29 protein-coding genes are annotated in these 22,766 nt (G+C 60.2%); 22 read left to right on the top strand and 7 right to left on the bottom strand.

The features are described from left to right. Positions 1-39: 39 nt before the first annotated feature. On the bottom strand, positions 40-1,476 hold the full coding sequence (locus KUV46_11075; GenBank protein ID QYI99884.1) for an MFS transporter: 1,437 nt from the start codon (positions 1,474-1,476) through the stop codon (positions 40-42). 183 nt (positions 1,477-1,659) lie between these two features. On the opposite strand from KUV46_11075, the gene KUV46_11080 reads away from it, so the two are divergent. From KUV46_11080 to KUV46_11145, 14 genes are all read left to right on the top strand, one after another. Further along, positions 1,660-2,136 (top strand): hypothetical protein, encoded by a 477-nt coding sequence (locus tag KUV46_11080; protein ID QYI99885.1) that lies wholly within the window; start codon positions 1,660-1,662, stop codon positions 2,134-2,136. Between the two features lie 71 nt (positions 2,137-2,207). Then, entirely contained in the window at positions 2,208-3,428 is a 1,221-nt protein-coding gene (locus tag KUV46_11085; protein ID QYI99886.1) for a DUF2336 domain-containing protein, read from the top strand. An 85-nt stretch (positions 3,429-3,513) separates the two neighbouring features. Next, positions 3,514-4,011 carry a Na+/H+ antiporter subunit E gene (locus KUV46_11090; protein ID QYI99887.1) on the top strand — a complete coding sequence of 166 codons (498 nt, stop codon included), beginning with the start codon at positions 3,514-3,516 and terminating at the stop codon, positions 4,009-4,011. Continuing rightward, positions 4,008-4,322, top strand: coding sequence for a cation:proton antiporter (locus KUV46_11095; protein ID QYI99888.1), 315 nt, complete (start codon positions 4,008-4,010; stop codon positions 4,320-4,322). The genes KUV46_11090 and KUV46_11095 overlap by 4 nt, the downstream gene beginning before the upstream one ends. Next, positions 4,315-4,677: a monovalent cation/H(+) antiporter subunit G gene (gene mnhG / locus KUV46_11100; protein ID QYI99889.1), complete on the top strand. Its 363-nt coding sequence runs from the start codon at positions 4,315-4,317 to the stop codon at positions 4,675-4,677. Before KUV46_11095 ends, mnhG begins: the two co-directional genes overlap by 8 nt. Then, entirely contained in the window at positions 4,674-5,270 is a 597-nt protein-coding gene (locus KUV46_11105; protein QYI99890.1) for a DUF4040 domain-containing protein, read from the top strand. The genes mnhG and KUV46_11105 overlap by 4 nt, the downstream gene beginning before the upstream one ends. After that, positions 5,270-5,731, top strand: a complete 462-nt coding sequence (locus KUV46_11110) for a Na(+)/H(+) antiporter subunit B (protein ID QYI99891.1) — start codon at positions 5,270-5,272, stop codon at positions 5,729-5,731. The genes KUV46_11105 and KUV46_11110 overlap by 1 nt, the downstream gene beginning before the upstream one ends. After that, positions 5,731-6,273: a cation:proton antiporter subunit C gene (locus KUV46_11115; GenBank protein QYI99892.1), complete on the top strand. Its 543-nt coding sequence runs from the start codon at positions 5,731-5,733 to the stop codon at positions 6,271-6,273. The genes KUV46_11110 and KUV46_11115 overlap by 1 nt, the downstream gene beginning before the upstream one ends. Then, a complete protein-coding gene (locus KUV46_11120) occupies positions 6,270-7,805 on the top strand; it encodes a monovalent cation/H+ antiporter subunit D family protein (GenBank protein ID QYI99893.1) in 1,536 nt (511 codons plus the stop codon). Before KUV46_11115 ends, KUV46_11120 begins: the two co-directional genes overlap by 4 nt. Then, positions 7,802-9,283, top strand: coding sequence for a monovalent cation/H+ antiporter subunit D family protein (locus KUV46_11125; protein QYI99894.1), 1,482 nt, complete (start codon positions 7,802-7,804; stop codon positions 9,281-9,283). Before KUV46_11120 ends, KUV46_11125 begins: the two co-directional genes overlap by 4 nt. Further along, complete coding sequence (locus KUV46_11130) at positions 9,280-9,663, top strand: hypothetical protein (protein ID QYI99895.1); 384 nt, start codon at positions 9,280-9,282, stop codon at positions 9,661-9,663. Before KUV46_11125 ends, KUV46_11130 begins: the two co-directional genes overlap by 4 nt. Continuing rightward, on the top strand, positions 9,660-11,408 hold the full coding sequence (locus tag KUV46_11135; GenBank protein ID QYI99896.1) for a Na(+)/H(+) antiporter subunit D: 1,749 nt from the start codon (positions 9,660-9,662) through the stop codon (positions 11,406-11,408). The genes KUV46_11130 and KUV46_11135 overlap by 4 nt, the downstream gene beginning before the upstream one ends. 207 nt (positions 11,409-11,615) lie before the next feature. Next, positions 11,616-11,987 (top strand): MucR family transcriptional regulator, encoded by a 372-nt coding sequence (locus tag KUV46_11140; GenBank protein ID QYJ02395.1) that lies wholly within the window; start codon positions 11,616-11,618, stop codon positions 11,985-11,987. A 166-nt stretch (positions 11,988-12,153) separates the two neighbouring features. Beyond that, complete coding sequence (locus KUV46_11145; GenBank protein QYI99897.1) at positions 12,154-12,654, top strand: PAS domain-containing protein; 501 nt, start codon at positions 12,154-12,156, stop codon at positions 12,652-12,654. 164 nt (positions 12,655-12,818) lie between these two features. Here the strand turns inward: KUV46_11145 and KUV46_11150 are convergent, their stop codons facing one another. Next, positions 12,819-13,481: a hypothetical protein gene (locus tag KUV46_11150; protein ID QYI99898.1), complete on the bottom strand. Its 663-nt coding sequence runs from the start codon at positions 13,479-13,481 to the stop codon at positions 12,819-12,821. Between KUV46_11150 and KUV46_11155 the strand changes: the two genes are divergently transcribed. Further along, on the top strand, positions 13,480-13,653 hold the full coding sequence (locus KUV46_11155; protein QYI99899.1) for a hypothetical protein: 174 nt from the start codon (positions 13,480-13,482) through the stop codon (positions 13,651-13,653). The two genes, KUV46_11150 and KUV46_11155, sit on opposite strands and share 2 nt — an antisense overlap. Here KUV46_11155 and KUV46_11160 read toward each other — a convergent pair. Beyond that, positions 13,650-13,823, bottom strand: a complete 174-nt coding sequence (locus KUV46_11160; protein ID QYI99900.1) for a DUF1508 domain-containing protein — start codon at positions 13,821-13,823, stop codon at positions 13,650-13,652. The two genes, KUV46_11155 and KUV46_11160, sit on opposite strands and share 4 nt — an antisense overlap. Positions 13,824-14,141: 318 nt before the next feature. Further along, entirely contained in the window at positions 14,142-15,146 is a 1,005-nt protein-coding gene (locus KUV46_11165) for an IS1595 family transposase (GenBank protein QYI99901.1), read from the bottom strand. 126 nt (positions 15,147-15,272) lie between these two features. Here KUV46_11165 and KUV46_11170 point away from each other — a divergent pair, with 126 nt between their 5' ends. Next, on the top strand, positions 15,273-15,659 hold the full coding sequence (locus KUV46_11170; GenBank protein QYI99902.1) for a hypothetical protein: 387 nt from the start codon (positions 15,273-15,275) through the stop codon (positions 15,657-15,659). On the opposite strand, the gene KUV46_11175 is transcribed toward KUV46_11170, so the two are convergent. Both KUV46_11175 and KUV46_11180 read right to left on the bottom strand, forming a co-directional pair. Beyond that, the gene (locus KUV46_11175; GenBank protein ID QYI99903.1) at positions 15,622-16,056 is read right to left on the bottom strand and encodes a SufE family protein; all 435 of its coding nucleotides are present in this window, start codon (positions 16,054-16,056) and stop codon (positions 15,622-15,624) included. The two genes, KUV46_11170 and KUV46_11175, sit on opposite strands and share 38 nt — an antisense overlap. Positions 16,057-16,131: 75 nt before the next feature. Continuing rightward, on the bottom strand, positions 16,132-17,181 hold the full coding sequence (locus KUV46_11180; GenBank protein ID QYI99904.1) for a hypothetical protein: 1,050 nt from the start codon (positions 17,179-17,181) through the stop codon (positions 16,132-16,134). A 136-nt stretch (positions 17,182-17,317) separates the two neighbouring features. Between KUV46_11180 and KUV46_11185 the strand changes: the two genes are divergently transcribed. After that, positions 17,318-18,955, top strand: a complete 1,638-nt coding sequence (locus tag KUV46_11185; GenBank protein ID QYI99905.1) for a HAMP domain-containing histidine kinase — start codon at positions 17,318-17,320, stop codon at positions 18,953-18,955. Between the two features lie 26 nt (positions 18,956-18,981). Here KUV46_11185 and KUV46_11190 read toward each other — a convergent pair whose 3' ends face one another. Then, on the bottom strand, positions 18,982-19,218 hold the full coding sequence (locus tag KUV46_11190; protein ID QYI99906.1) for a hypothetical protein: 237 nt from the start codon (positions 19,216-19,218) through the stop codon (positions 18,982-18,984). An 85-nt stretch (positions 19,219-19,303) separates the two neighbouring features. Here KUV46_11190 and KUV46_11195 point away from each other — a divergent pair, with 85 nt between their 5' ends. From KUV46_11195 to KUV46_11215, 5 genes are all read left to right on the top strand, one after another. Further along, positions 19,304-19,657: a DUF1491 family protein gene (locus KUV46_11195; protein ID QYI99907.1), complete on the top strand. Its 354-nt coding sequence runs from the start codon at positions 19,304-19,306 to the stop codon at positions 19,655-19,657. Positions 19,658-19,733: 76 nt separating this feature from the next. Then, positions 19,734-20,324 (top strand): thymidine kinase, encoded by a 591-nt coding sequence (locus KUV46_11200; GenBank protein ID QYI99908.1) that lies wholly within the window; start codon positions 19,734-19,736, stop codon positions 20,322-20,324. 78 nt (positions 20,325-20,402) lie between these two features. Further along, positions 20,403-20,780 (top strand): PRC-barrel domain-containing protein, encoded by a 378-nt coding sequence (locus tag KUV46_11205; protein ID QYI99909.1) that lies wholly within the window; start codon positions 20,403-20,405, stop codon positions 20,778-20,780. Positions 20,781-20,925: 145 nt separating this feature from the next. Continuing rightward, complete coding sequence (locus KUV46_11210) at positions 20,926-21,459, top strand: rhodanese-like domain-containing protein (GenBank protein QYI99910.1); 534 nt, start codon at positions 20,926-20,928, stop codon at positions 21,457-21,459. Between the two features lie 157 nt (positions 21,460-21,616). Next, a complete protein-coding gene (locus KUV46_11215) occupies positions 21,617-22,432 on the top strand; it encodes a ferredoxin--NADP reductase (protein QYI99911.1) in 816 nt (271 codons plus the stop codon). Positions 22,433-22,766 lie beyond the last annotated feature (334 nt).

Raw genomic sequence — 22,766 nt, forward strand, 5'->3', positions numbered from 1 at the left:
GGCTGCGGGCGCTTCAGGCCCCGCAGCCTTTTTTTATCCTCATCCCTTTGCCGTCGGCATATGCTTCATGTTCCAGATGGGGGTCCGGATGACCATCCAGGCGATGAGGAGTGTCATGCCGAGCGCCGGGACGACGGCGACGCGCTGGGGCTGGTCGGGGAAGAAATCGATCAGCCAACCCATGAGGGCGGCACCAAACGGCGCCCCGGCCATGAAGCCAAGCTGATAGATGGAAAGCACACGCGAGAGATGGTTCTTTGGCGCGGCGTCCTGGACGATGGAGCGGCTCATGGCGATGGAGACACCGGCTGCGAGGCCCCAGGCGAAGACAATGCCAAGGAAGACATAATGCGGCGGCTTGGCCAGCATGATGAGAATGGCGAGCGACCCGAGAAGTTGCGCTGTCAGGAGCAGGCGGCCCTGACGCTTGATATGCCTGAAGAGAGATAGCGTCACCGAGGATACGAAGGCGCCAAGCCAGAAAGTCACGAACATGTCGCGAATGCCGTCTGAGGAGAGGCCATAAATGTCCCGGTTGATGATCGGGAGGACGACGAGGAACGAGCCGATCACAAAGATACCAACGCCAAACATGAGCACGGTCATCGCCCAGAGCTTGCCGTCGGCAACGACGACCTGAAAGCCTTCCTTGATGTCGCCATAGGCGGCGCCAAGACCGGACCGGCCGGTCTTCACCCGGCGGCCATGGGCAAGGAAGAGAGCGAAGCCCGCGCCGAGCCCGACAATGATGGCCTGGAAGGCCAGAAGCTCCCAGCTCGGGATCGGGCCAATCGAAAAGCCGCCCAGCCAGTCCGGCATACGGGTCAGCTTGTCGGCATATCCGCCAATGATGAGGCCGCAGATCTGGGCGGCAAACTGGGCGATGGTCGCAAAGGCGACGCCTTGTTGAAGCGTAACGTCAGAGCCAACGCGGGCGCGCCGGTCGACGACTTCGTTGATGATGGAATCGCGCGCGGGCATCATGAATGCGCCCACCGTGCCCATCGCGACGCCATAGATGATCATATAGCCATAGGCGAGATTGCCGGTCGCAAGGACGAAGGCGAGAATCGCCGCCGGCACGGCCGCCATCAGGTGAAGCAGCATCAGAAGCGACTTGCCGGAGGCGCGCTCTGCAATGACACCGCCCAGCAGGAGGAAGATGACCGACGGACCGGACAGCGCCATGTTGGCAAGGCCAAGCTCGGTGCCATCAAGACCAAGCCGATTGGTAATGAGGTAGGGGAAAAGCACCATCTGAAGGCCGAAGGCGGTAAACCAGCTGCACTGGATCATCAGATAGGCGGGAAGTTCTGATTTCACGCGCCGGTGCGTGCGCCGGGTAAACAGGCTGCGCGCCGTAAACTCAACCGAAGCGCCCGCGGTTGTGGCGCTGTCGAGGCCGCTGACCGGCGATTTCACCTGACCGGTGCGGTCTTCGCCGCGACTTTCCAGCTGGCGCTCGTCTTCATCCATTCGCGATACCGTCTCCCTCTCGGCGAAGGCGCGACCTTACTGTCTGCGGCCCTTCAGAAAAGCGTTTTTCCCCTACTGGCTGCATTCGCAGCTCCAAAGTCGCCTGACGTCACACCTCTCATTGAGGTTCAATTGTTGAGGACTATGCTTGTCCCTTGTCGTCGCCCTCCGGGAGGAACCGTGATGTTTGCCTTGCGCCTGCTTTTAAGCTGGCTGTTCGCGGTGTTCCTGATCTTCGTTTACGTCAACGCGACCCTTCACCCGCTGCCAGACCCGCCCGAAGGCTTTGTAAAGCTGTTCGACCGTCCGGGGGATAATGTTATTTTCCAGACCATGGCCGACAAGACGGGCATCGAGCTCCTCGAGCCGACCGGCCGTGTTGTCGTTGCCGTATTTGAGCTTCTGCTCTGTGTCCTGCTGCTGATTCCCGGGTCCCGGCGTTTCGGGGCGGCGCTTTCGGCGCTCCTGATGATGGGCGCGGTCACGGCTCACATGATGCCGGATGTTCTTGGCCGCGAACTGCCTGCATCCACAGCCGTTTTTGAGAGCGGAACCGACTTTGGCCGCGTCTTCATGCTGTCCATTGCGATGCTGGCGGCCTCGATCCTGCTCTTCTTTTCGCACCCCGTGCGCAAGACGCCTGAGATGGATGAGGTCTGACGCGCCAAACGCGCTGTTAACCTGAGGCTGGCAATCTGGTGGCTTGATCGACGCTGAGCGAACAGGCCGCCATGTCAGGACTACAACAATTATCAGAGGCTGCTCTGCCCGAGGTTGAGGGGGAGAGCGGCGGGCGCGCGAGACGGCTTCTCCTGCGCCGCCTTATCGACTTTGTCGCGTTGCCAGCGACCGCCGTTGCGCCGCAGGACCGCTCCATGGGCGGCGACATCCTTCTGGAAATGCTGTTTCACGCCGCGCCCGATGACAGGCGATTCTGTGCCCAGCGCCTGCAGGTGAACAAGGAAGCGCCGCGCCGCCTGATGCGCTATCTCGCCATGTCGGACCTCGACGTCGCCCGCCCGATTCTGGAGGTGAATGAAGGCTTCGATGCGGCTGACCTCGCCACGATTGCGGACGAAACGACGCTCGATCACAGACTTTTGATCGCAAAACGCAAGCGGCTGGATCCTTGCGTTTCTGAAGCGCTCTGCCAGCGCGAGGAGCCAGCGGTCCTGAAGGCGCTTCTGCAGAACAAGGGCGCCGAAATTTCAGAGCGCGGCATGGACCTTCTGGTCCAGCATTCGCGCACGGTGGAGGGCCTTACGACGCTGCTCATCAAGCGGCTCGAACTCATTCCAAGCCAGGCCATGGCGATGTTCTGGTGGGCCGATGGTGCGACCCGCCGCATCATCCTGCAAAGGCAGGCGGCTGACCGTCTCGAACTTGTTGACCTCTGCTCTGACGTCTTTGCTGTCGCGGCGGAGGAGAACTGGTCCGATCCCGTTGCGCGAAAGACGCTGCAGCTGATCGAGCGGCGCCAGAGGAACCGCGCGGCCATCGAAAAGAGCCCGTATGACAGTCTCGAACACGCCGTTGAAGTTGCTGCGGACAAAGGCCTCACGCCGGAACTTGCTCAGGAAATCGGCTTTCTGGCCGGTGTCAAACCCATCACGATTGCAAAGATTCTGAGCGATGCTGGCGGGGAGGGGCTTGCCGTTCTCTGCAAGGCGACTGGCCTCAAACGGCCTTATCTTGCGCGCCTCTGGCACGCGTTGCGCAGGCCCTTGAAGCTGGACGATGGAACGCTTCACCCGCAGTTTGCCTACCTGTCCGAGACCTATGAGCTTCTGGCCGTGGCGAAGGCGCAGACGACGCTACGCTACTGGAACTGGTCGCTCTCTTCCTCCTACTCGCCGCGCGCAGGCCACGCTGCAGAAGATGCGACAGAATCGCCCAACGAGACCCGTTTCTCGACGTCGCGACGGACAGCTCAGCTCGTTTTCGGCGCATAGACTGGAAGAGGGTCTGGCCAAACCCCTGTCGAGCGAGTAACAGCGACCCATATTTGTCTTGTGGCGGAATGGGAGCGGCTAACTCGTGGGTTATTTTGCAGGCCTGATCTTTGTGCTCGCCGCACTTTGGCTTGGCCTTTCGGGGATCTACAAGCCGTTACTACTCATCCTTGCCGGCATTTCGATTCTCATATCCGTTGTATTGGCCTCGCGTCTTGAAACAGTTGACCGGGAAGGCTCGCCATATGGCCGCACAATCCCGATCCTGTCTTACTGGGCGTGGCTGCTGGTTGAGATTTTCAAGGCGAACTGGCCGGTCATCAAGGCGTGTGTCAGCGCCAATCTGAACATCAATCCAGCCTTCGTGCGGGTGAAGACGCGCTGCGAAAGCGACCTTGCCAAAACCATCTTTGCCAACTCGATCACGCTGACGCCGGGCACGGTGACGGTAGAGGTCGAGGGCGACAAACTATTGATCCACGCCCTGTTCGAGGAAGCAGCAACGCCTGCCTCGTTTGACGAGATGGATCAGCGTTCCTATCGCGCTGCCGATGGCAAGCGCAAGGAGGAGCTGGCTGCATGACCGAGATCGCTGCCGTCGCTATTATCATCGCGATCGGGCTGACGCTCATTCGCGCGCTGATGGGGCCAACGCTCTATGACCGCGTGTTGGCCGTCAACTCGCTCGGGACCAAGATCGTCCTCTTCATCGGCTTCCTCGGCTTTGTGCTGGGTCGCCCGGACTGGCTTGATATTGCAGTGCTTTATGCGCTGATCAACTTCGTCTCGACGATCGCGATCCTGAAGTTCTTCCGCTACCGCTCCTTCCAGGTGCCGCTGCATCGCAGGCCGGTCCCGAAGGCGCCGACAGAGCAGGGGGGAGACAATGTCTGAGCTTCTCGGCATCCTTCTGCTCATCAAGCCATGGGTCGGCGGCATCCTGTGCGTGATCGGGGCGCTGCTTGCGCTGATCGGCTCGATCGGCGTGCTGCGCTTTCCTGATTTCTTCACCCGTCTGCATGCGGCCAGTATCACTGATACCAGCGCCGTCACGCTCGGCCTGCTCGGCATGGCGATCCTCGCCCCGAACTGGCTCGTCGTGTTCAAGCTGGCGGCAATCTGGCTGTTCATCTTCCTGACCAGCCCGACCGGTTCACACGCGCTTGCAAATGCAGCCCACACGGCAGGCCTCCAGCCTGTTCTCGGCCGCGACCTGAAGCGCCCAGACAATAGAGAGGAGGAGGCATGATCGCTGGCTATTCTGGCGCAGATCTCGCCATCGCTCTCATCAACGTCCTTTTGCTCGGCCTTCTGTTCGTGATCGGCGTGGCGATTGCGCGTATGCGCAGCCTGTTCGCCATCGTCATGCTGTCGGGCATCTATTCCCTGATCTCTGCAACCTGGTTTGTCGCGCTCGACGCGGTCGATGTGGCGTTCACCGAAGCTGCCGTGGGTGCAGGTATCTCCACCGCGCTCCTCCTTGGGGCGATGCTGCTGACCGCGCGCACGGCGAAACCCGAACCATTCGCACGGAGCATCGTGCCGATCCTCGTCGTAATCGCGACGGGCGCCATGCTGGTCTATGCGTCGATCGATCTTCCAGCCTTTGGCGATCCGGACAGCCCGGCGAATACCTATGTCGGCACCGACTATCTTGAGCGCACGCCCAAGGAGATCGCCGTTCCGAACATCGTGACCGCCGTTCTCGCAAGCTATCGTGGTTTCGATACGCTGGGTGAGACGGGCGTCGTGTTTACCGCGGCCTTGGCTGTGATCCTCCTGCTTGGTTTTGGTGAGCGCTCGCTCTCGGCGACCTTCAACCGCAAGAAGGACAAGAAATAATGGCCGGCCCGCGTACAGACCATCACGTCATCCTGCGCGTTGTCGCAAAGCCTCTGATCCCGATCATTGCGCTGTTCGCGCTCTATGTTCACTTCCATGGTGACTATAGCCCGGGCGGCGGTTTCCAGGCCGGCGTAATCATCGTCGTTGCCGTTGTGCTCTATGCGCTGATTTTTGGCATCACGCCTGCCATGCGCGCTGTGCCGCCGGTGTTCGCAAGATCGCTTGCGGCGCTCGGCTTCATCATCTTTGCCGGGGTGGGCGTCTGGGCGCTCATCATGGGCGGCAATTTCCTCGACTATGACGTTCTCTTCAACGAAGAGCCGGGCGGCCATATGGGCCAGCACTATGGCATCATCGCGGTCGAGGTCGGCGTGCTGTTCGCGGTCGCAGGCTCCATGCTGTCGATCTTCTACGCGTTCGCGGGCCGCGTCACCGAGATCAAGGACGAGGACTGGTAATGCTGGATTTTGTTCTGGAGCGCGGCAATTACTGGGCAATCATCGGCCTGATGATGCTCGGCCTCTATACGCTTTTTGCCGCTACAAACCTGATCAAGAAGCTCGTTGGTCTCTCTATCTTCCAGACCTCGATCATTCTCTTCTACATCTCGCTCAGCCGCATTGATGGCGGCACGGCGCCGATCCTCTATGGCAAGGACGCAAAGGGTCATGGCGGCGGCCATGATGAATCTGCCGGTGCCTATGGCGCGGCAAGCGATGCGGCCCATGGCGCCGCGGACGCAGCACACGGGGCAGCTGACGCTGCACACGGCGCTGCCAGCCACGGGCTCGAGCATGTCTATTCCAACCCGCTTCCACACGTTCTGATGCTGACCGCCATTGTGGTGGGCGTCGCGACGCTCGCCGTCGGCCTCGCCATCGTCGTGCGCATCAGGGAAGCATACGGCACGATCGAAAGCGATGAGATCCGCGAAACCGACCTTGAAGTCGCGCGCGCTGAATATGCCGTGGATCAGGCTGATGAGGCTAACCCGGCATGATGGACTGGATCCTTCAAATCGCGCCAGCATTCGCTGAAGCGCACGCACCCGCGCTGCTCATCCTGCTGCCAATGCTGGCCGGGCCAATCGCGGCATTCCTGCCGGGCGGTGGCCGCGTCGCCTGGGGCATGACGGTTATCGTCACCGGCCTCTGTACGCTGCTATCGCTGATCCTGCTGGCGCAGGTCCGCTCGATTGAGGGCGGCGCGATCATTTCCTACGCCATGGGCGGCTGGGCGCCTCCTCATGGTATCGAATTCCGCATCGACGCGCTCAACGTGCTCGTGCTGCTGCTCGTCAGCGTGATTGCCTTCCTGACCAGCATCTTTGGCTGGCCGACGATCAAGGCAGAGATTGCCGACGGCAAGCGCGCCATGTTCTTTGGCGCCTTCCAGGTCTGCTTCATGGGCCTGCTTGGTGTTGCGGCGACGGGCGACGCCTTCAACCTCTTCGTGTTCCTCGAGCTGTCGTCCATCGCGACCTATGTGCTTGTGGCGCTAGGATCTGGGCGTGACCGGCGTGCGCTTCCAGCGGCGATCAACTACCTGCTCATGGGCACGATCGGGGCAAGTTTCTACGTCGTCGGCGTTGGCTTCCTCTATGCGGCGACCGGTACGCTGAACATGGCGGACCTCGCTATCCAGCTTCAGGATGTTGGCGGCAATCGCGCCGTTCAGGTCGGCTTTGCCTTCATCCTTGTTGGCCTCGGCCTCAAGGCGGCGATGTTCCCGCTGCACCAGTGGCTGCCGAACGCCTATTCCTACAGCCCGAGCTTCGTGACGGCTTTCCTCGCGGCGACCGCGACCAAGGTTGCGATCTACGCCCTTGTCCGCTTCCTGTTCAGCGTCTTCTCGCTCGACTTCGCCTTTGAGGGCATGAGCCTCGCGCTGATCCTTGCGCCAATGGGTATTGCGGCGATGCTTGCCTGTTCGTTCCAGGCCATCTTCCAGGCTGATATCCGGCGCACACTTGCCTATTCCTCGGTTGCGCAGGTCGGCTACATGCTGCTCGGCATCTCCCTTGGGACGGCGGCGGGTGTGTCTGCAGGCATGTTCCACCTGATCAACCACGCGCTGATGAAGGGCGCGCTGTTCATGGCTGTCGCAGGCGCTGTGCTGACCTATCAGGGCGCACGCATCCACGACTTTGCAGGCCTTGGCCGCCGCGCCCCATGGACGATGACCGCGTTCGCCATTGCAGGTCTCTCGCTGATCGGTGTGCCGCTGACGGCAGGCTTCCAGTCCAAGTTCGCACTCGTCTCCGCGCTGCTCGAAAGCGGCTGGTGGTGGGCTGCGCTTATCGTGGTGTTCTCCAGCGTGCTCGCGGTCATCTATATGGGCCGCATCCTGGAGGCCGTCTTCTTCCGCGCGCCGACCAACCCGCACAAGGAACATGGCGAAGCGCCGCTGCTCATCCTCGTCCCGCTCTGGATCCTCGCCATTGCGAATATCTGGGTCGGTATCGATGGCGGCTTTGTCTACGGCCTTGCGACCGATGCGGCTGAGGCGCTCTTTATCGGAGGCGCGTCATGAGCGGTGAAATCCTGATCCTAGCGGCGCTTATCCTGCCGCTGATTACCATGGCCGGTATTTATCTGACCGGCCGCTTCCCGGATGTGCGCGAAGGCGTCACGCTTGTCGGTTCAGCTGCACTCTTTGTCGTGGCCTGCCTGCTGACCGGCACCGTCATGGGCGGTGAGCCTGCCGAATACGTGCTCGGCACCGTCGTTCCTGGCCTTGATCTGGCGTTCAAGCTTGAGCCGCTCGGCGCCATGTTCGCGCTTGTGGCGAGCGGCCTCTGGATCGTGAACAGCTTCTATTCCATCGGCTATATGCGCGGGAACAAGGAGCGCCATCAGACGCGCTTCTATATGTGCTTTGCCATCGCGCTGATGGGCGCCATGGGCGTTGCCATGGCCTCGAACCTCTTCACGCTGTTCGTCTTCTATGAAGTGCTGACGCTGTCGACCTTCCCGCTGGTTGCGCACAAGGGCGACGCCAATGCACTCCGCGGTGGCCGCATCTATCTGATGACGCTGCTCGCGACCTCCATCGGCCTGCTGCTCGTCGCGATCATCTGGACGGCGACGCTGGCTGGCAGCATAGACTTTGTGCCGGGCGGCCTGCTCGCCGGGGTAGAGGGCGTGACGCCCGCGATCGCCAGTGCGCTTCTCATCCTCTTTGCCTTCGGTATCGGCAAGGCGGCGCTGATGCCGGTCCATTTCTGGCTACCAAACGCCATGGTCGCGCCAACGCCGGTGTCTGCGCTCCTGCATGCTGTGGCTGTTGTGAAGGCTGGCGTCTTCACCATGGCCAAGGTGGGCATCTATGTCTTTGGCATAGACCTACTGGCCGACACGCCTGCGCGCGACTTCGTCCTCTTCGTGGCGTGTTTCACCATCGTCGTTGCCTCGCTGATTGCCCTCACCAAGGACGACCTCAAGGCAAGGCTTGCCTATTCGACCGTCGGCCAGCTCGCCTATGTGACGGCAGGCGTGATGCTGGCCAATGAGGCGGGTATGATGGGCGGCGCGCTGCAGATCCCGGCGCACGCCTTCGGCAAGATGACGCTCTTCATGTGCGCGGGTGCGATCTATGTCGCGACCGGTAAGAAGGCGATCTCGGAAATGCGCGGGCTTGGCCGGCGTATGCCATGGGTGTTCACCGCCTTCCTGATCGGGTCCCTGTCGATCATCGGTCTTCCGCCGCTCGCAGGGGGCTGGCCAAAGGTCCTGCTGATGCTCGGCGCGTCTGAAAGCGGTGACGCGTATGTCGCCTGGGTGCTGATCATCTCGTCGCTCCTGAACATCGCCTACCTGCTGCCGATCGCCATCCTCGGCCTCATGCCGCCGCGCGGTACGCCAGAGCCTGCACCATACAAACGCCCAGAAGGGGCCCCGGCACTTGCTGTTGCTGCGCCCGTCTTCACGGCGATCGGAACGCTCGTGCTGTTCTTCTTCATGGGCGAGCTCTACGATTTCCTTCTTCCAGCGATTGGAGGCCAGCCATGAGCGATCATGCAACCCCGCCTCATCTGAGCGATCATGGAGAACATGCGCCCGATGAGAGCCAGACGGTTCCAGCAGCCCGCGCCCTGTTCGGCTGGACGACCAAACCGTGGATCGGCAAGGCCCTGTTCTGGGGACTTCTGGTCGTTTCGATCCTGCTGATTGCCATTGAGCCTGTGCTGGAAATGCTGGCGCCAGAGGGTGAGCATTTCCGCCATCCATATTTCAGCATCGACGGCACGACAGGCTTTAACGCCATCTGGGGCTTTGGCGCCTTCACGCTCGTTGTGTTGGCTGGCTGGCCACTTGGCCGGCTGCTGCGCCGCTCTGAAGACTATTACGAGGACGAGCAGGAACCTGCCGGAACGGAGCCGCATCCATGAACGGCCTGCTTGCAACCATCAATCCGGGCCTGGTGCTCATCCTTGCGGGGATGCTGGCCGCTGTCATTCCTGTCCAGCGTGTCCGTCAGATCCTGGCGCTCCTCGCGCCGGTTATCGCGACGGCGCTTCTGCTCGCGGCCCCGCGTGAGACCGATCTCGCCAGCCTGTCCATGATGGGCTTTGACATGGTGCTGTACCGTGTCGACTCGCTGTCCTTCATCTTTGGCCTCGCCTTCCTGATCGCGGCCTTCATCAATGCGGTCTACGCGCTGCACCAGGACAGCCAGTTCGAAGACACGATGGGGCTGACCTATATGGGCGCGGCTGTGGCTGCTGCCTTCTGCGGCGACTTCATCAGCCTGTTCGTCTTCTGGGAACTGACCGCCATCACGTCGGTCTTCCTGATCTTCCGATCTGGCACACGGGCCGCCTACAAGGCCGGTATGCGCTATCTCGGCCTGCACATCCTGTCGGGTGTGCTGCTGCTGTTCGGTGCGATGCAGATCTATTTCGACACGGGCGATATGAGTATCCGCGCGCTGGAGCTTGGCAATCCGGGCGTGCTGCTGGTCTTCCTCGCTTTCGGCATCAAGGCGGGCTTCCCATTCCTCCACACCTGGATCGCGGATGCCTATCCAAAGGCGACCGTGGTCGGCACGGTCATCCTGTCTGCCTTTACGACCAAGCTTGCTATCTATGCGCTCGCGCGGACTTTTGCTGGCGAGCAGAGCCTTATCTGGATCGGCGCGATCATGACGGTCTATCCGGTCTTCTTCGCTGTGGTGGAGAATGACCTGCGCAAGGTTCTATCCTTCTCGCTGAACAACCAGCTCGGCTTCATGGTCTGTGCGATCGGTGTCGGCACGCCGCTGGCGCTTAACGGCGCGGCCGCGCACGCCTTCTGCCACATCATGTACAAGTCGCTGCTCTTCATGAGTATGGGCGCCGTCCTCTACCGGACGGGCACCGCGAAGGCGACCGAGCTTGGCGGCCTGTTCCGCACCATGCCATGGACGACGGTCTTCTGTCTCATCGGCGCGGCATCGATCTCGGCCTTCCCGCTCTTCTCCGGCTTTGTGTCGAAGTCGCTCACCATGAGCGCGGTTGCGGGCGGGGCTTTCCTGATCCCGTGGCTGATGCTGCTCTTCGCGTCGGCTGGTGTGCTCGAGCATTCGGGCATCAAGATCCCGTACTTTGCCTTCTTCGGCCATGATAGCGGCAAGCGTCCCAAGGAAGCGCCGTTCAACATGCTGGTCGCGATGGGCCTTGCTGCCTTCATCTGTATCGCTGTTGGCCTGCCAGCCTTCTTCCCTGGCTTTGGCTTCAACTGGCTCTACTCGATCCTGCCATTCGCCAACGACCCGTATACGGTGCGCTATGAGCCTTATACCGGCGACCATATCCTGACGCAGATGCAGCTCCTCGTGCTGGCCATCTTCGCCTTCGCCCTGCTGCAGCGCCTCGGTGCCTATCCGCCAGAAAAGCGCGGTATCATCATCGATACCGACATTATCTATCGCAAGGCTGGCTATGGCCTTGCGAACTGGGCGGGCCTTGTCTGGAACAAGGTTGGCCCGGCGATGAGCGGCGTGTTCGGCGGTCTTGGTGCGCGGACCTTCTCGCGGCTGGAGGCTGCCTTCAGTCCGCGTGGTACGCTGGCGTCAGGCGGACTCTATAATGGCATGGCGATCTGGACGGCCGTCCTGCTTGGTCTTGCCCTGTTGATTGCCTTCTTTATCCGCTAGGCACTGCCAGCTGTTCCCGGTCAAAGTTTTAGCCGCTGATCTTGATATAAATCAGTGCAATCTCGATTTGCGTATTCTATTGAACGTGACTGTACTTATTTCGAAGTACTTGGAACCAAGCCCATTCAGATGAATTGATTGGACTTGAGCGTAAAGGAGAGAAGCGTGGATACCGGCACAGACAAGAAAGCCCCTGGCGTCGACACACTGGAACTGACCACAGAAATCGTGGCGGCCTATGTGAGCAATAACCCTGTGCAGAGCAGCGACCTCGCCAATCTGATCCGCAATGTCCATGATGCGCTGACGAACATCTCCACCGAAGAAGTCCAGGCGCCTGAGGCGAAACCTGCCATCCCGGTCAAGAAGTCGGTCACCGACGACTATCTGATCTGTCTGGAAGACGGGAAGAAGTTCAAGTCGCTGAAGCGTCACCTGCGCGCCAAGTATGACATGACCCCGGACGAGTACCGCGAGAAGTGGGGCCTGCCATTCGACTATCCGATGGTCGCGCCAAGCTATGCCCGCAAGCGTTCGCAGCTTGCCAAGAAGATGGGCCTCGGCACCGGCAAGAAATAGGCTGGTCATCTTCGGCGCGTCGCCCGAATACTGACAACCAGGATCGTTACGCTTGCGAAATGAAATACTTTGGCAATCTAGGTTAATTTTTTCTTAGATTGACTCTTGCGGCACGAATCGAATTCAGACACACCTGATTCTATCGAATCGCTTGGGGTGGCTGACGATGAAGAGTCAATCAGATATTTTTAGCCTGATCGATGCTCAGAAAGAGATTGTCGATTACTGGAATTCCAGAAGGGAAGATGGTCTGGCGCCCCTTCGCGCCGACATAGACCCGGGCGCGCTGCGCGCTCACCTCCACTGTATCTCGATCCTTGAGCTGGACGGGCAGGGCGGCGCGACCTTCCGCCTGATCGGTACCCAGCTTCGCAATTTGGTCGGGGCCGATATGCGCGGCTGCCGGATTGATGACCTCCCCGAAGAGCACGCCTCTATCTGGCGGATGGGCGGACTTTCCCTGCTTGAAGGCTGCCAGCCGCAGCAAGGCGTCGTCGATCTTGGTGAGACCCATCACGCCTGGCTCCGTCTGCCGCTTCGCCATTCTGCTGCCGATGACGCGCCGACAATGGTGCTTTGCCATGACATCCTGCGCCGGAAACAGACCCGTATGTCCCGGCCTGTTTTCTCTCTCCATCCCTCAGCGCCGCGCGCCGTAGCCGCCTGATCCACAAGAGATTGATTTCCTGATATAGGAAAAATATCCTAATTATATACTTGACAAAGTAGGCCTCTGATTCGCCCGCCATTGTTGAGTATCTGGAAGGATACCTATGAAGGATAGGAATGAAGGCGTTGAGCCAACATCAGAAGTCGCAGACGCTGACTACGTCAGTCCGGGCTTTGTTGAAGCCATTGAGGCCATTCTGATGGATGAAATGGATCTTGCCGGCGATGAGGGTATCGCTTGGCTAAGACTTCAAGGTCGCGACATAGCGCATCGTATAGCTCTCCTTGCCAAGGCTGAGGCTCGTTTAGCAAAATCTTGAAGCGCAGAATGCATCCTGCGACCGTGTTCGCTAATGCTCGATGCTCTTCCATTTCTTCTACGGAGAACAGGAAGCGCGCATCATGAGAGAACATTTCTTTCTTATCTGCGACCTTTCGGGGGTCTTGCAGTACGAGGTGTTCGTCTGTGCAGCTAGTGTCCCAAACCCTCCAGTGAGCTAGCTTGTCGCGATATGCCTCTAGGTGCTTCTGGTATTTTAAAATGCGGGCGAAGATACGATATTGGTCGAGTGATAATCGGTTTCGCGCAGCGGCTTGTATCGCTGCCAGCTTTGGCCCCCTGGTGTCCAAAGCAAGATAAGTTGCGGTGGCGGTTGCCGTGTGGCCACCTAGAAGGTCAACAAAAAGGCGCGTTCTTTGGTGATCTAGGCCTGACATCGCAGCAATGACCCGGAATGCGGCGGCGGCGGACTTTTCGGGAATGTCCGACGCTCCTAGAAAGCCAACTATCGCGGGTCCAATAATTGGGTTGAAGGGTTTAGGCATGGCCGACTCCAAAGACGATAAGAAATTCAACGACACCCTCAAGCGGCTGATGGATCAGAAGCCAAAGCCGCAAGAGGATGTGAAGGAAACCGCCGCTAAGGACCGCAAAGAGGCAAGGCGCAAAGCGCTTAGACCCGACGACCCGATTAAGCGGCGGTTTCGAGATTCCTAATTGCGATAGCGAATAGGAGTGCCGTTCGAGCCAGCAACGAGATTGATGCCGTGCACGCAATCAGACTTGTTAAAGTAGCCTTCACCGCTGTTTGCGATCTTGCGTTCATTGGCGGCATACAGCGTCCAGCGCCAATGCCCATTGATGTCCTTGTAGACGAGATAGTACATGTTAAATGCTCCAGAATCGGACCAAGCAAAGCGATACTTGTTTGAGTATCGCCACGATGGAGCAGAATGGGCGCTTGAGATACGCGCACGCGACCTGCAAGAGGCCAAGGCGAGGTTAGCCGCCATACCTTGGGCTCAATACAGGGGCGAGGTTGTAGCCTCAGGTTCCATACCGCTCGGGTCGGGGCTTCTCGGATTTCTCCGGCGAATCACCCGACCCAAGTCGGACTCTACCTCATTTGGTAAATAATACCTTACCGTTTTCCCGGTTTGTTCTCACGGCGTTTTCGGTGACGCTTGAAGGCGCGCGCCAGCTGCTTAGGCGAGCGCGGCTTCACCAGTCCGCCGATAGGTCAGGCGCTTGCCTGCCACGGCTTTGAGAAGCTGGTTGTGACGGTCCTCGTCATTCACGCCGAGTGCCTGACGGCGGTTATAGCGGAAGTCGAACTCTGAAAGGTAGCGGTGAAGATGGGCTTCGCCGCAATGCTGGTACACGCCAGTCATGCCACGCTTGAAGACGGAGAAGACGTTCTCAATCGTGTTGGTGTGGACTTCGCCGCGTGCGTACTCCTTGGCGGAGTGATTGACCGTCTTGTGGTCTGCGTACTCGGTGCCAGTCGTGGTGTAGAGGCGCGACTCGTCAGTGAATAGGCGAGACTTGCGGTCTGCATTGCGCACCAGAATGTCACGGACCTGCGCCTTGTTGGCGATACGAATATGGAAGGAACGGACACGGCCACCGCGCTCGACAAGAGCGACGACAGGGCGCTTTTGGTTGCCGCCTGACTTGAGGAACGGGCGACCCTCCTTGATGCGGCGCGGGGAGACGTAAGGCACGTCACGCTTGCCGATATAGGTTTCGTCGGCTTCGACAATCTTACTCTCGCCGCCGAGTGGGCCAGACGTGGAGTTGTCTTCCTTCATGGCTTCGCGGATGCGGTGAAACATGAACCAAGCGGTCTTGTAGGTAACGCCAAGCATGCGGTGCAGCTGGTGGGCAGACATGCCCTTCTTTGAGGACGCCAGAAGATAGGTGGCGGCCAGCCACTTGTTGAGCGGCACCTTGGAGCGCTCGAACACGGTTTTAACGGTGACGGTGAACTGCTTGCGGCAGCCGTTGCATTGATAGAGGCCTTTGCGCTCCTTGCCCTCTGGATGGGCTTTGGACGGACGCGCACGGGCACCCTTGATCGGAGTAACGTGATCCTCGCCTACGCAGCCGCAGTGTGGACACACCGCGCCGTCAGGCCAGCGCTGCGCTTCAAGATGCTCGCGCGCTGCGTCCTCGTCGGTGAAGATCGGGTCTGTAAGAGCGATAGACATTGGCTGTTCTCCTTGGCTGCTAAGGTAGCCACGGGGTGTGCTTTGTCAAGTATATAATTAGGAAAAATATCCTACACCTGTCTTGCTCGCCTTAAGGTGGGACGCACGAGACAAAAGGAGTAGGAAATGAACTCTACCAAGAACAGGCTCCATGATGAGCACAGCGTCCGCCTTGCCGTGGGGCTGACAGGCTATGCGCTGCAGATCCCGTCAGAGGCGATCCTGTCCGCATCGGCGCGCGACCACAATGTCGTGCGGGCCCGGCAGGTCGCGATGTATCTCTCACATGTCGGGCTGGGGATGAGCCTTGCGCGCGTCGCAATGGCGATGGAGCGGGACAGGTCCACCGTGGCGCATGGCTGCCACAGGATCGAGGATATGCGCGATGATCCGGATATCGATGCCTGGCTCGACCTGATGGAGAACAAGCTGCGTGAGGCAGCAGATGTGGGCCAGTCGGGCGAGCGCCGGGGCCTTAACCAGCGGCCGCTTCAGTGCCGGCGACCGACTTGATCCGTTCCAGCATGGAAGCCAGCCCATTGGAGCGCTGCGCTGACAGCGCTTCGCTGACGCCGATCTCATCGAAGAACGCCATTGCATCGAAGGCCGCAATCTCTGTGGCCTTCGCTCCTGAATAAAGCCGGATGAGAATCGCGATCAGGCCTGAAACAATCAGCGCATCAGACTCGGCGCGGATTTTCAGATGATCGCCATTCTCTGGCTCAATCACCATCCAGACCTGAGAGGCGCAGCCGCGAACGCGGGTCTCTTCGCTCCGCTCGCTTGCCTCAAGCGGCGGGTTCGCCTTGCCCATATCGATGATGTGGGCATAGCGGGTCTCCCAGTCGTCGAGAAACTCAAACTCTGCGGTGATGTCCTGTGCGCGTTCTGTAACGGTCATGCCGGTCATTTGGGGCAGAAACAGGCAAAAGAAAACCCCGGCCCCCAGTTGAGGGTCGGGGCGAGAGATTGAATACCCGTTATCCTAGTTGCTGACCTTGGCGATGCAACTTCCAATCTCAGCAAGCGCATGCTCGCCGAGGCAGAATGGCACTTCGAAATGCTGGTGCGTCGCGGCGATGCACTGCTGCAGGTTCAGATTGGCCATGTTCATGCAGCCAGAGGTCTGGCTTTCGGTCATCGCGCCCTGGATCGGGGCAGGGCCGGTCTGCTCGCTACCAAGCACGCGGTAGGCGGCAAGCGTTGCGATCTTGTCGGCAACCTGCTCGCTGCCAGGCGCTACGGTCCGGCGTGTGCCACGGGTGATGGTGCCGACATTTGCAACGCGGACACGGTCAGTCGCGCCTGTGATATTGCGCCAGATAGAGGGCGTGCCGGCCCGGCCTGCGGTCGAGAGGACGTTGCCGATATCAGGCGCGCGGAAAGCGGTCGTCATGTCGCTGCTGGCGGTACGGCCAACGAGGGAGTCAGCGCGAAGGCGGGTTGCAAGCGCACCAGAGTCGCCCAGCGTGCCCTTGGCCCAGCCATAAGCCTGAAGGCTGTAGGCTTGCTCCTTAACTGATTGTGCGGTGGCCTGAAGGCGCTGGGCATCGGCGGCACCTGCGTTGAGGGCGGCGCTAACAGCGGCCGAGCCGCCGTGCATCGTGCGGGCAAAGCGAACATCATTCTGCAGGCCGCGCACGAGGAAGTCGCGGCCGTAATAGGCTTCACCGTCGCGCACAGCGGCGCGGAATTCCGGGTCCTGCGAGGCGATCAGCGCCGAATAGGCGATCCAGCCACGCGACAGCTGGTCATGGTTCTGGCTGCCAAGATCGCTGAGCGCGGTCTGGATCGAGGCGACGTCCTCGAACTTCTGCTGCTCAAGACGGGTCACATCGCTCTGATAGGTGGCATAGACGGCTGCGGCCGTCGCGAGCGGGTCTGGCGCCGGTGCAACGCTGTAAGGTTGAACCGTTGGAATGGCCTGCGCGGTCGCGGGTTCAGCAGCCTGTTCTGGGGTGCTGTCCTGAGCTGTGGCGGCAAGCGCCACGAGCATGCCGGCGGTCACTGCTGCGTGAATTCTTCCGAGTTTCATTCTGTTTCCCCTGAGACGCGAAGGCATGCCTCGCTCTATCATTCTTGCGCAACTCGCCATAATCTACGGCAAAATAGGCAACCGACTCAACTTGAATTCTTCAGCCGCAAGGATGCGTGGCATTTCTAACCGACAGATGAACAGCTCGTCTAAAATCGCGGTAACATCTGCCTCCCTGATCTGGCTGGCCGGGGCCGTCGCTGCAGCTGTGCTTGCAGTTCGCGAAGGCATGCCGGGTCTGATTGCGGTTGCTGTGTTCGCCTGCGCGGCGCTGCCATCTGTCCTGACCATCCTCGTTGCCTTGCGCGGGCGCCGCTGGCCTGTCGCGCGCAAATCCGTTCTCGCCATCCTGCCATGGATCGCGCTTGCGTCTGGTCTTGTCTTCGTGACGGGCGGTTTCTTTTCGCCTGCGATTGCGACGGGGGCGCTGGCGCCGCTCTTCGTGCTGGCGTTTGGCTGGCGCTCCCATGTGGTGGAAATCTGCGTCTTTGCGCTTCTGGGGCTTGCCGGCAGCCTTCTCGCCGCTGCCTTCCTCAATGGCGCGCTCGATGATCCTGCGCTGGACATGTTCAGCGGTGTGCTCTCGTTGAATGCGATCTTTGCCGGGGCCTTGTTGCTCGTGGCGATCCTGCGGCGTGAGCCTGCAGACGTGTTCGCCGCTACGGCCCTTGCGCCCGTGAGGGCCGGTCCTGAGATCAAGGAAGACACGCCTGCGCGCACTGGCCCTGTCATGATCGTGGACGTCGCCGATGACGGGCGCGTGCGCATGGTGTCGGGCGAGATCAATGCGCCGGTCAGCCCGCGTCAGAAGCAACCTTTCGTTGAGGCGTTCGACGAACCCCACCGGCCGAGGATCGAGGCGGCCCTCTCATCCGACGGCACACGCCTTGATATCGATATTGGCCGCGCACCGCTTGAGCTCATCTTTGATCCGCATGCAGCCGGCATGCGCGTCTTCATGAGCCTGGTCGAAGAACCGGAAGCGGAAGAAGAGAATCTGGAGACGGGTGACGATGAGGCACTCGTCCGTGCCCATGCCGCCGAAGAGGCGCTTGCAGAGCGCACCGCCTTCTTTGCGAGCCTCGGCCATGAGCTCAAGACCCCGCTCAACGCCATTCTCGGTTTCTCCGATCTCATGCGTAATGAGCTTCGCGGCGACCTGCCGGAAGCCTACCGCGAATATGTCGAGCTGATCCATGAGAGCGGGCAGGACCTGCTTCTCACCGTTGAGGACATCCTCGACTATGCCAAGGCAGAGTCGGGACATATCCGGTTCGACCTTGAGCCGGTCGATCTCGTCGCCAGCAGCGAGTCCGTCATCGCGCAGCTTTCTGCCTTTGCGGACCGGGCCGGCGTCTCCATCCGCCAGAAGGCAGGCAATGAAGTCTGGGCGCTGGCAGATGCACGCGCAGTGCGCCAGATCTGGCAGAACCTCCTGTCGAACGCGATCAAATACTCGCCGAGAGGCTCAATGGTCAGCATCGATGCGCGGTCAGGTTCCTCGACCGTTGCCCTGTCTGTGCGGGATATGGGTGCCGGGATGAGCGCCAGCGACCTGGAGCAGGTAGCGCGGCCATTCCAGCAGGGAAGCAATGCGAAGGGCAGGGCAGGTACGGGGCTTGGCCTCGCTGTCGTGAAGACTTTCGCAGACCTGATGCAGGGCAAGGTCATCATCGATACCGCGCCCGGCGAGGGCACGCGCGTGCGCGTCATCCTGCCAAAGGCAGACCTCGAAGAAACCGAAAGTGCGCTGCTCGAGACGACCAGCGTCTAGTTAGAGCTTGAGACAGCCTGGTCGTTTCAGGACTTGAATTTGCGCCGTTCGATGCGCGTCTCGCGCAGAAGAAGCGCAAAGCCGCTGACCAGAAGCGCGCCGATCATGACGATCACGACTTCGAGCGGCAGGACAGGCGAGCCGGTGACATCAATGGCGCGCGCCGACAGGAAATCCTTGCCGCCGAGCGACAGGGCATTCACGCTTGCGGTTTCACTGGCAGCCTTTATGGCGGCGCCTGACTGAATGACGATGTTGAACATGGCCCACTCCCTGGCGGCGTATTAGTAAATCGTTAACGATTACGCAACTTGCAAAGGGCGTGCCGGATGAGAGGAGCCGGACGGTATGTTTGAAGAACGCTTGCCCACATGGCTCTGGGTCGATGCGCTGGTGCGCCGGGTACAGGTGGCCGGTGCCAGCTGCTTCATCCTGCAGAAGGGCGACCGCGAGAGGGGCGACGTCATCGTGAAGGTGGCTGATCTGAAGGGCGGCGCGCGCGTCTACGTCCCCCGCACGAGCATGGAAGGCACCCGTATCTTCTCTGATGTGCGCCTTCAGGGCGTGGGCGAAAGCGAGGCAGAGGCCGATGATTACGTTCGCCGCGCCCGAAGCCGCGACAGCGACCTCTGGGTGATCGAGATCGAGGATCGCGAAGCGCGCCATTTCCTGACAGAAGAGATCGAGGCGCCTGCCGATTGAGTGTCCGGCAGCGGACGGAATCAGGCCAAGCCAAATGTCTGCGAAAGGCAGGCCCTGCCTGAGATGAGGAAAGACCGTGGCGAAGCTCTATTTCACCTATTCGGCGATGAATGCCGGCAAATCGACCATCCTCCTGCAATCGGCCCATAACTACCGCGAGCGGGGCATGACGGTCATGCTCTGGACGTCGCACTTCACCAAGGCCGACGATGTCGAGGATGCGCGCATCTCGTCGCGGATCGGTCTTGCCTCAGACGCCCACCGCTTCAATGGCGACGTCGATCTCTTCTCTGCGATCGAGACAACGCATGCAGGCACGCCGCTAAGCGCTGTCCTTCTGGATGAGGCGCAATTCCTCAGCCCTGCGCAGGTCTGGCAGCTGTCACGCGTGGCAGACGAGCTGGGTATCCCCGTTCTCTGCTATGGCCTTCGTACCGACTTCCAGGGCAAGCTGTTCGATGGCTCGGCTGAATTGCTCGGCATCGCCGACAGCTTGCGGGAAATCCGCACCATCTGCCATTGCGGCAAGAAGGCGACGATGACGGCCCGCGTAGATGAGGCCGGTCAGCCACAGACCGAGGGCCAGCAGGTCGATATCGACAAGGACCACTATCTGTCGCTCTGCCGCCAGCACTGGAAAGAAGTTACCGGTTTGCAAGCGGACTGACAGGAACAAGCGGGCGATCCATCTGGTTGATTGGGCAGGAGCAGAACGCTTCGACGCAAAACCAGAAAGGAATTGAAAATGCCCACACCAGACGGACATACCACTGCCATCCGCGCCTCCCGCGTCATCGGGACGGATGTCTACTCCACCAGCGGCGACAAGATCGGCGAGATCGAGGACGTTATGCTGAACAAGCTCGACAACCAGATCATGTTTGCGGTCGTCGGCTTTGGCGGCTTCCTTGGCCTCGGTGAGAAGTTTCACGCCATTCCATGGGCCTCGCTCGATTATGAGAAGGACAAGGGCGGCTATATCGTCCCGTTCAGCGAGGAACAGCTGAAGCAGGCCCCCTCGCACAGCCTGAAAGAACTGACCAAGGATGATGGCGCAGCCGCGCGCGATGCGGCCTTCGATTACTACAAGGTCGAGCGCTACTGGGTCGTCGGCGCCGACTGATCCCACGCAAATCTTGAGGGAAGCGGCGCTGCGAATGTGGCGCCGCTTTTCTTATGAAAACCCCTCAATCGCCCGCGCCTCACCCGATTGCCGCCCCATTTGCGGGTGACTGTCTCCTCATCGCACTGACTGAGGAGGAGAGGTCATGGGTGCTCGCCGCAACACTGCATTCGCGCTGACGGCGCTGCTTTCATTCGTTCTCGCAGGTGTGAGCGCCAAGGCCGACGCGCAGGCCGCAGGCTCGCCAGAAATCGACTATGCCGGCTTCATGCAGGCAGGTGAGGATGTCATGGCGCTGCGCGCCACACGCCTCGTCAGCCTCGCCGAATTCAATGAGATGGCGAGCGAAGCTGACACGATCATTCTCGATAGCCGAAGCGCGGAGGCTTTCGCGCTGGGCCACATCGACGGTGCCATCAATATCAACTTTGCCGACTTCACTGATGAGAAGCTTTCCGACCTCATCGCCCATCGCGGCACGCGCATCCTCATCTATTGCAACAACAATTTCGCTGACGATATCGCGCCGGTCATGCTGAAGCGGGCCCCGCTCGCGCTGAACATCCCGACCTTCATCAACCTGCACGGCTATGGCTACACCAATGTCTATGAGCTGGGAGAGCTCGTCAGTACGAATGATCCGGACGTGAACTGGGTGAGTGCGCCGCAAATGCCCTGAACCTCAGCTGCGCACCACCTGTGAAAGGCAGGCCGGCTCCCCATCGCCGTGCCTGCCTTTCCTTATTTAGTTCTGCTAATGCGACCGTTACGCCGCTTGCACATCGAGGCTTTCGCCGTCATGTCACCCATCGACCAGTGATTATCGGGACGAAACAATGACGACTGCCAGCCAGCAATCTGCCGCGCCACGCGTCAATCCGAACGCGCCAACCGAAGAGACTGTCCTCTCGGTAGAGCATTATACCGACCGGCTTTTCTCTTTCCGCATCACGCGCCCGCAAAGCTTCCGCTTCCGCTCGGGCGAGTTCGTCATGATCGGCCTGCCGCGCGAAGACGGCAAACCGCTGCTGCGGGCCTATTCGGTGGCCTCGCCGTCCTGGGACGAGTCTCTGGAATTCTATTCGATCAAGGTGCCGGACGGCCCGCTGACCTCCCGCCTTCAGAAAATCCAGCCGGGCGACAAGGTGCTGCTAGGCAAGAAGCCGACCGGCACGCTGGTGCTCGATGCGCTGACGCCGGGCAAGCGGCTGTACATGTTCTCTACGGGTACGGGCTTTGCGCCTTTCGCCAGCCTGGTGCGCGACCCGGAGACCTATGAGAAGTTCGAGGACGTCATTGTCACTCATACCTGCCGCCAGAATGGGGAGCTGCAATACTCCACCAAGCTGGTCGAGGACCTCGTCAATGATCCGCTCGTCGGTGAGATGGTGCATGGCAAGCTGAAACTTTTCACCTCCTGCACGCAGGAGCAGTCAGACCGCATGGGCCGCCCGACGGACCTCATCCGCTCTGGCGAGCTGTTCAAGCAGCTGGACCTGCCACCGCTCGATCCGTCGACGGACCGTGTGATGATCTGCGGCTCCATGCCGATGACGCTGGAAATGAAAGACCTCATGCAGGAAGCCGGACTGACCGAAGGCTCGAATGCCGCTCCGGCCGAGTTTGTCATCGAGAAGGCGTTTGTGGGGTAGGGACGCCCCCTACAGGCCCGAAATTTCAGTTGCGCTGGAAAATGCAGGATGGATAGATAGGGCTCTCTTCCACCCAGAGATTCCAATCAATGAAAGCTGTATATTTGGTTGTCGGGGCATGCGCCCTGCTCTTGTCGGGCTGCGAAAGCACTTCTGACTATTACTATCCAGATCAGTCGCATACGAGTGAGAACTATTGCGATGATGGCAGTCGTGTAAGCCGCCATTCAGGCGTGAGCGGCGGTCGAGGCTATGTTTATTTCGTCAATCATGGACAGCAGGGCGTGACCGCATTCGTCGATTACGCAGACGGTCGATCCCAAGGGGATGACTT

The organism is Thalassovita mediterranea (genome assembly GCA_019448215.1).
GTDB lineage: Bacteria > Pseudomonadota > Alphaproteobacteria > Caulobacterales > Hyphomonadaceae > Henriciella.